Source organism: Pseudoxanthomonas sp. (assembly GCF_002863005.1).
Lineage (GTDB): Bacteria > Pseudomonadota > Gammaproteobacteria > Xanthomonadales > Xanthomonadaceae > Pseudoxanthomonas_A.
Map to the genome: position 1 here is coordinate 50414 of NZ_PKDG01000032.1, position 8370 is coordinate 58783.

Sequence of the window (8370 nt, forward strand, 5' to 3'; positions counted from 1 at the left end):
CGATGTCCACCACTGCACCCCTGCTCACTGCCGACGACGACACCCTGCTGCAGGAAACCGAACTGCAACAGTGGCTCGCGGCCGGTGCCACCGATCGGCCCCGCCTGCGGCAGGCCTTGCGGCAACTGGATCGTCAACAATGGGCGGCATTGCAACAAGGCGTCGCCATCGAGCAACTGATGCAGGCCCGGGTGGCGCACATTGATCGTTTGCTGAGCCTGGCTTGGGAACACTTCCTGGGTGACTGGGCAGCGGTATTGTGCCTTGCGGCCACGGGGGGATACGGGCGCCGGGAACTCCAGCCGCATTCCGACATCGATGTCCTCATTCTGCTACCCGCCGAGGCAGATCCCGAATGCATGGCGCCGCTGGAGCGCTTCCTCACTTTTCTGTGGGATACCGGGCTGCAGGTGGGCCACAGCGTGCGCACGGTGGCCGAATGCGCCGAGATGGCCAGCACCGATCTCACGGTCATGTGCAATCTGCTGGAGTCACGCGCGCTGGATGGCGACCGACATCTGCTGGAAGCCATGCGGGCCGCCACCAGTCCACGCCGCATGTGGAACAGCCAGGCCTTCTTCGCCGGCAAGGTGGCGGAACAGAATGCCCGCCATCATAAATTCCAAGATACCGGCTACCAGTTGGAGCCCAACGTCAAGGAAAGCCCCGGTGGCCTGCGCGACATCCAGACCATCGGCTGGGTGGCCAAGCGCCATTTCCAGGCCGAGACGCTGCACGAACTGCGCGAACATGGCTTTTTGACGGAGCGCGAGCTGCGTTCCCTGGTCGACAGCCAACAATTCCTGTGGCGCGTGCGCTGGGCGCTGCACATGCTGACCGGGCGCCGCGAAGACCGGCTGCTGTTCGACGTCCAGCTCAAACTGGCCGGGTTGTTCGGCTACTGCGACCAGGACAACAACCTGGCCGTCGAGCAGTTCATGCAACACTACTACCGCACCGTCACCCGCATCAGCCGGCTGAACGAGTTGCTGTTGCAACTGTTCGACGAAACGCTGTTGCATCCCGACGACCACGCGACGCCGATCCCGCTGAATGCCCGTTTCCAGCTACGCCACGGCCATATCGAAGTGACCCGGCCCGATGTCTTCCGCCGATCCCCGTTTGCGCTCTTGGAAATCTTCCTGCTGCTGATGGAACACCAGGAAATCCAGGGTGTGCGCGCCGCCACCATCCGCCTGATCCGCCAACATCGCTACCTCATCGACGGACCTTTCCGGGACGACATCCGGGCGCGCAGCCTGTTCATGGAAATGCTGAACCAGCCCCACGGCATCACCCACGAACTGCGGCGAATGAACCGCTACGGCATCCTCGCGCGCTACCTGCCGGAGTTCGGCGCGCTGGTCGGGCGCATGCAGTTCGATCTGTTCCATGCCTACACCGTGGACCAGCACCTGTTGTTCGTGGTGCGCAACCTGCGCCGCATAACCGTGCCCGAGTTTGCCCACGAATACCCGCTGTGCAGCGAGATCGTCGAACGCATTCCCAAGCGCGAGCTGCTTTATATCGCCGGGCTCTACCACGACATGGGCAAGGGTCGGGGTGGCGACCATTCCGATGTCGGCGGCCAACTGGCCAGCGACTTCTGCTGCCGTCACGGGCTGGGGGAGCGCGACACCGAGCTGGTGGTATGGCTGGTGCGCAATCACCTGCTCATGTCCATGACTGCCCAGCGCCGGGACATTAGCGATCCCCAGGAAATCCACGCCTTCGCCCGCAAGGTGCGCACGCGGCTGCGGCTCGACCACTTGTTCCTGCTCACCGTGGCGGACATGCGCGGCACCAACCCGGCGCTGCTGACCGACTGGAAGTTCCGCCTGCTGAGCCAGCTTTACCATACGACGCGCGAGGCCATCGAGCGCGGCCTGGATCGACCGCTGGATGCCGCCCTGGTGGCGGCGGAAAATCGGGAAGAGGCGCTGGCCCAACTGGCGCGCGGCGGCGTGGACCGAGGGCGCGCCCAGGCCCTCTGGGATGGCTTTCCGGAGGCCTATTTCCTGCGCCACCAGGGCGATGAAATCGCCTGGCAGACCCGCGCCCTGCTGCTGGCTGGCCGCCCGCATGTGCCCGTCATCCAGTTGCGGCCCGACAACGATCGGGGCAGCACGGCCATTTTTCTCTACCTGCCCGACCGGGACTACCTGTTCGGCCTGATCAGCGCCGTTCTGTGCCAACTGGGACTCACCATCCAGGACGCACGCATCAGCTCCACCGCTGATGGCTGGGCGCTGGACACCTTCATGGTGCTGGAACAAAACGGCTGCTTCGTCAATGATCACCACCGCTTGCAGGAAATCCGCGAGCAACTGACGCGGATCCTCGACAACCCGCCCGTGGACGGCTTCCTGGTCACCCGCCGGTCCTCGCGCCAGGCGCGGGTGTTCCATACCCCACCTCAGATCCACTTCCGCGATGATCCGGGTCCCCATACCGCCATGGAACTCATCGCCGCTGACCGGCCCGGACTGCTGTCCTGCGTCGGCCAGATGTTCGCGCGCCACGGCATTCGGGTGCATGCCGCCAAGATCGCCACCATCGGCGAACGCGCCGAGGACGTGTTCTGGATCACGGATGCCCAGGGGCGCATCGACGATCCCACCATCCGCGCCACACTGACCGCCGTCCTGACCGAAGCCCTGAATGATTCCTCGGGATAAAAAGTCGCCACGGACCCGATCGGTCAACCGAGCGCCCGACTGCTAGAATAGGCCGCCCTTTTTCCCCCGGAGGCTGGCCATGACCGCATTGCAACAGACCATCGAAGCGGCCTTCGAGGACCGCGCCCAGCTCACGCCCCAGGATGCGCCCGCCGCGGTCCGCCGCGCGGTCCAGGAAGCGCTGGCGCTGCTGGAACAAGGCCAGCGCCGTGTCGCCGAGCCCCTGCCCGGCGGTGGCTGGCAGGTCAATGAATGGCTGAAGAAGGCCGTGCTGTTGTCCTTCCGGCTGGAAGACAACCAGCTCATGGATGGGGGTTTCGGCCGTTTCTACGACAAGGTCCCAACCCGCTTCGCCGGCTTTTCCGAGGCCGACTTTCGCGCCCTGGGCGCGCGCGTGGTCCCGCCCGCCACGGTGCGGCGCGGCGCCTATATCGCGCGCGGCGCCGTGCTGATGCCGAGCTATGTGAACATCGGCGCCTACGTGGGCGAAAACACCATGGTCGACACCTGGGCCACGGTGGGCTCCTGCGCCCAGATCGGCCGCAACGTGCACCTCTCCGGCGGCGTCGGCATCGGCGGCGTGCTGGAACCGCTGCAAGCGGCGCCGACCATCATCGAGGACGACTGTTTCATCGGCGCCCGCTCGGAAATCGTCGAGGGCGTCATCGTCGAGCGCGGCGCGGTCATTTCCATGGGCGTCTACATCGGTCAGAGCACGCGCATCTACGACCGGCAGACCGGAACGGTCAGTTACGGCCGCGTTCCGGCCGGCGCCGTGGTGGTCTCCGGCAGCCTGCCCTCGGCCGATGGGCGCTACAGCCTCTATTGCGCCGTCATCGTGAAACAGGTCGATGAAAAGACCCGCGCCAAGGTCGGCATCAACCAACTGCTGCGCGACGTGGACTAAGGCCATGTCCACGACCTTTGAACTGGCCCAGGCCCTTATTGCGCATCCCTCCGTTACACCTGAGGACGCCGGCTGCCAGGAATTGATCAGCGCGCATCTGCGTCCGCTCGGCTTTCGGTTCGAGGTGTTGCAGTTTGGCGCGGTGCGCAATCTGTGGGCGACCTGGGGCGAAAACGGTCCGCTGTTCGCCTTCGCCGGCCACACCGATGTCGTGCCCACCGGCCCCGAGGATCAATGGACCTCGGCGCCCTTTGTGCCCACCATTCGCGACGGTCTGCTCTACGGTCGCGGCGCAGCCGACATGAAAGGCAGCCTCGCCGCCATGGTAAGCGCGATCACCGCCTTCCTCGCCCGCCACCCCGCCCCGCGCGGGCGCATCGGCCTGCTGCTGACCAGCGACGAGGAAGGCCCGGCGGTGGACGGCACCGTCCGCGTGGTGGAAGAACTGGCCCGGCGCGGCGACATGCCGACCTGGTGCATCGTGGGCGAGCCCACCAGCGAACGCGCCTTGGGCGACATCATCAAAAACGGCCGGCGCGGCTCGCTGAGCGGCAATCTCACGGTGCACGGCGTACAGGGACACGTGGCCTACCCCCAGAAGGCTATCAATCCCATTCACCTCGCCGCCCCGGCCCTGAGCGATCTGGTTGCCGAACGCTGGGACGAAGGCACGCCCGAATTCCCGCCCACAACCTTGCAGATTTCCAATCTCCATGCGGGGACCGGCGCCGGCAATGTCATCCCCGGCACGCTGAACGTGCAATTCAACTTTCGTTTCAATCCCGGTAGCCCGGCGGCGAGTCTGCAGGAGCGGACCGAGGCGCTGCTGGCGCAGCATGGCCTGGATTTCCACATCGACTGGACGCTGGGGGCCGAACCCTTCCTGACCGCGCCCGGCTTGCTGGTCGACACGGTGCGGGCGGCGATCGAGGCCGTCACCGGCCGGCAGGCGGAATGCTCCACCATTGGCGGCACCTCCGATGCCCGCTTCATTGCCCGTTATTGCCCGCAGGTGGTCGAGCTGGGTCCAGTCAACACCTCCATCCACCAGATCGACGAATGGGTGGATGTGGCCGAGCTCGACCAGCTCGCCGCCATCTATGAACAGGTGCTGGAGCGGCTGCTGGGGTGAACCGGGTCCATTCGAGGTGCTCATGAACCCGCCCACCGAATCGACCGGCGACGCCTGCCCGAACGCGCCGAACCCATCGGCCGAGGACCGGGTCTTCATGGCGTGTGCACTGGCGCTGGCCCGTCAGGCCGAAGCCCTGGGGGAAGTCCCGGTCGGCGCCGTGCTGGTGCGGGACGGCGCCATCGTGGGGGAAGGTTTCAACCAGCCCATCGGGCGGCGCGACGCCACCGCCCACGCTGAGATCCTGGCCTTGCGCGCGGGAGGCCAACTTCTGAACAACTACCGCCTACCCAACACCTGTCTGTATGTCACCCTCGAGCCCTGTTTGATGTGCGTCGGCGCCATGCTCCACGCCCGCATTGCGCGGCTGGTTTACGGTGCCACCGACCCCAAGGTCGGCGCGGCGGGCAGCCTGCTCAATGCCTTCTGCAACAGCGGCCTCAACCACCAGGTGCAAGTCCAGGGCGGCGTGCTGGCGACCGAGTGCAGCACCCTGCTGCGCGATTTCTTCCGCGCCCGCCGCTGATCCGAACGTATCCTGTGACCCAAAAAGCCGCTTTGCCATCTCGTGACCTGCCCCCCGTAGCCGTACCGATCATTAGGCGGGAAGTCCAGTTGCAAGGTTAATCGAATTGATGGTGGTTTCCAGTTCCTTGAGCCGCCGGGTGTCGGAGACGTCCATGCCGCCCGCCATGTGTAGAAGATGGCGTCCGGGAAACCGCCCTCGCGGCAGAGTTCCTTGATGGCATCCCGGCTTCGGCTTGCTTGAGAAACCCGATGATCTGTTCTTCGCTGTATCTGCTTGAGTGTTCTGGACTGGCCGATGATTTGGGGCATGCTTGGAAACGATCCGGACGGCCGCGCTGCAATTGACCAAGGATAAGCATTTCCACCGGCTCAAGACGAAGCTTCACCGCCATGGCGCGCCACAACCTGCGTCGATCGCAACTGAACGCTATCGCCTACGGGTTAGCGGATGAGCAGCCTAGGCCCAGCGGCATAACCCAGAGCCCAACAGGCGCCAGACTCGGACAGAGGCTGTGACAGGCGCTCGACGCGCCTCTCCCCGTCAGGGAAATGCCTCAAGGCGGCAGCTTGCAGCGGGTAACAAAGAGCGCCACGCCACCCAGGATGACCAGTGCAAGGCCGCGATAGGCCCAAGGCATTTGGTTCGCCATAAAACCGACCGGCGCAAGCCCCGTTCCCTGGAGAATCCACCAAACGCCCAGCAGCATCGCAAGGATGCCCATCGATCGAAATACGGCCCTCATAACACGCTCCTCCTTGGAATTGCGCCGCCCAGAACCATCTTCAAGCCCGGGGGAATCAACCGCCCGGATTCAGGGTGATCTGAACGAATCATAGATGACAGACAGGGCTGAAGCGCTCCGTCCATGGGACGCCCTGCTGGCAGGGCAACGCCGGACCTGCGCCGGCAGCCGACGGCCTGATGACCGCGGCGGATGCTTTTTGCGTGCTGGGCTTGAGTTGGTCGTGACGGAAGAGGGTTCAACCGGTGGCGCGGCGGCGGTACAAGGGCAAGGCTTCATCCCAGGCGGGTTGATAACGCACCGAGAACGCCTGCAAGGCCGCCAAGGTGGCTTGTGGGTCCTGGTCGGCGCGCATGACCAGCACGTCGAAGCCCGAGCGCTTCAGGAAATACACCTGGTCGATCAAGACTTCGCCAATGGCGCGGATCTCGCCGCGATAGCCGTAGCGCTCACGCAGCAGGCGGGCGGCGCTATAGGGCCGTCCTTCTCCGGGGCTTGGAAAGCGCAGGGCGATGCAGGCAATGCGGGGAAGATCGGCCGCCAGTTCTTCCAACGGCTGACCGGGTTCCAATACCACGCCGACCGGCGCGGCGCGGGCCAACAGCGCCTCCCGCTCGGCGCGCCAGCGGTCGAGCGTTACCAGTACCGGCCCCGCCGGCAGGGCGTCGTCGGCACTCACCGCCGTCCAGGAATCGGCGTCGATGAAGCGGCCCTCCACATGCAACAGTTGCGCGCTCATGCCGCCACCTCCAATTCCGCATAGGCCCGTTCGCGGAAGGGCTCCACGCCCACGCGCCGATAGGTATCGAGGAAACGTTCGCCATCCTCGCGCAGGTCCAGATAGACCGCGAGCAGCCGGCCGATGACCTCGGCCACCTGGTCCTTGGGCACCGAGGGGCCCAGCACCTTGCCCAGGGAGGCGCTGTTTTCCGAGCTGCCGCCGACCTGGATCTGGTACCACTCCTCGCCTTTCTTATCCACGCCCAGGATGCCGATGTGGCCGACGTGGTGGTGGCCACAGGCATTCATGCAGCCGGACATGTTCAGCCGCAACTCACCCAGGTCATAGAGGTAATCCAGATCATCGAAGCGCGCGTTGATCTGTCGCGCCACGTCGATCGACCCGGCATTGGCGAGCGAGCAGAAATCCAGCCCCGGGCAGCAGATCATGTCGGTGAGGGTGCCGATGTTGGGATGCGCCAGGCCATGATCCCGCAGTCCCTGCCACAGCGCCGGCAGGTCGCCCACGCGCACATCGGCGAGCAACAGGTTCTGGTGATGGGTCACCCGCAGCTCGCCGAAGCTGTAGCGGTCGGCCAGATCGGCGACCAGATCCATCTCCGCTGCGGTGGCATCACCCGGCGGACGCTCGGGGGACTTCAGGCTGACGGAAACGGCGCGGTAACCGGCGACCTTGTGCGGCACCGTATTGCGTGCATACCAGCGGGCAAATGCCGTATCGGCCTCCACCGCCGGATCGATCCGGTCCTGGGCAGCCTGGGCATTGTAGGCCGGCGGCGCAAAATAGGCGGCCATGCGGGCCACTTCCTCGGGCGGCAAGCGCAGGGCGTCGCCCCGCTCCCGCTTCCATTCGGCCTCCACCGCTGCCGCAAAGACTTCCCGGCCCCAGGCCTTGAGCAGGATCTTGATACGCGCCTTGTGAATGTTGTCACGCCGGCCGTTCTGGTTGTAGACCCGCAGGATGGCTTCCAGATAGGTGAGCAGGTCGGCCTCGGGCAAAAACTCGCGGATCACCTCGCCGATCATCGGTGCTCGGCCGAGCCCGCCACCGACGAACACGCGAAAGCCGCGCTCGCCTGCGGCGCTGTCGACGATCTGCAGGCCGATGTCATGGACCTGAGCCGCGGTGCGGTCGCGCTGGGCACCGGTCACCGCGATCTTGAACTTGCGCGGCAGATAGGAGAATTCGGGGTGCAGCGTCGACCACTGGCGGATGATCTCGCAATAGGGACGCGGATCGGCCAGCTCATCGGGGGAAACGCCGGCCAGTTGGTCGGAGGTGACGTTGCGGATGCAATTGCCGCTGGTCTGGATGGCATGCATCTCCACCGTGGCCAGGTCAGCCAGGATGTCGGGCACGCGCTCCAGGGCGGGCCAGTTGTACTGGATATTCTGGCGGGTGGTGAAATGACCATAGTCGCGGTCATAGGTCCGCGCGACGTGGGCCAGCATGCGCAACTGCCGCGACGACAGCAGCCCATAGGGAATGGCCACGCGCAGCATGGGGGCATGAAGCTGGATGTACAGCCCGTTGCGCAACCGCAGGGGGCGGAACTCCTCCTCACTGAGCTGTCCGGCCAGGTAACGGCGGGTCTGGTCCCGGAACTGGGCGACGCGCTCATCCACCAGGCGCTGGTCGTG

At 65.3% G+C, this 8370-nt stretch carries 7 protein-coding genes and 1 pseudogene; 4 read left to right on the forward strand and 4 right to left on the reverse strand.

Annotated elements, in window-relative coordinates; all coding sequences use genetic code 11:
• Nucleotides 1-2: 2 nt before the first annotated feature.
• The 4 genes from glnD to tadA all read left to right on the forward strand — a co-directional run bounded on the left by glnD (nucleotide 3) and on the right by tadA (nucleotide 5243).
• Nucleotides 3-2678: a [protein-PII] uridylyltransferase gene (gene glnD / locus CYU89_RS13010; protein WP_296281562.1), complete on the forward strand. Its 2676-nt coding sequence runs from the start codon at nucleotides 3-5 to the stop codon at nucleotides 2676-2678.
• 79 nt (nucleotides 2679-2757) lie between these two features.
• Nucleotides 2758-3585, forward strand: coding sequence for a 2,3,4,5-tetrahydropyridine-2,6-dicarboxylate N-succinyltransferase (gene dapD, locus CYU89_RS13015; protein WP_296281563.1), 828 nt, complete (start codon nucleotides 2758-2760; stop codon nucleotides 3583-3585).
• Nucleotides 3586-3589: 4 nt separating this feature from the next.
• Nucleotides 3590-4717, forward strand: a complete 1128-nt coding sequence (dapE, locus tag CYU89_RS13020) for a succinyl-diaminopimelate desuccinylase (protein WP_296281565.1) — start codon at nucleotides 3590-3592, stop codon at nucleotides 4715-4717.
• Between the two features lie 22 nt (nucleotides 4718-4739).
• Nucleotides 4740-5243 carry a tRNA adenosine(34) deaminase TadA gene (gene tadA / locus CYU89_RS13025; protein WP_296281567.1) on the forward strand — a complete coding sequence of 168 codons (504 nt, stop codon included), beginning with the start codon at nucleotides 4740-4742 and terminating at the stop codon, nucleotides 5241-5243.
• Nucleotides 5244-5360: 117 nt separating this feature from the next.
• Here the strand turns inward: tadA and CYU89_RS13030 are convergent.
• The 4 genes and pseudogenes from CYU89_RS13030 to CYU89_RS13045 form a co-directional block, all read right to left on the reverse strand.
• Nucleotides 5361-5466, reverse strand: a pseudogene (locus tag CYU89_RS13030) (IS3 family transposase); the annotation flags it as partial.
• A gap of 333 nt (nucleotides 5467-5799) precedes the next feature.
• The gene (locus CYU89_RS13035; protein ID WP_296281568.1) at nucleotides 5800-5988 is read right to left on the reverse strand and encodes a hypothetical protein; all 189 of its coding nucleotides are present in this window, start codon (nucleotides 5986-5988) and stop codon (nucleotides 5800-5802) included.
• Nucleotides 5989-6226: 238 nt separating this feature from the next.
• The gene (locus CYU89_RS13040) at nucleotides 6227-6727 is read right to left on the reverse strand and encodes a DUF934 domain-containing protein (RefSeq protein ID WP_296281570.1); all 501 of its coding nucleotides are present in this window, start codon (nucleotides 6725-6727) and stop codon (nucleotides 6227-6229) included.
• Nucleotides 6724-8370 (reverse strand): nitrite/sulfite reductase (locus tag CYU89_RS13045; RefSeq protein ID WP_296281573.1); only part of this gene is annotated, 1647 nt, incomplete at its 5' end. The genes CYU89_RS13045 and CYU89_RS13040, both read right to left, overlap by 4 nt.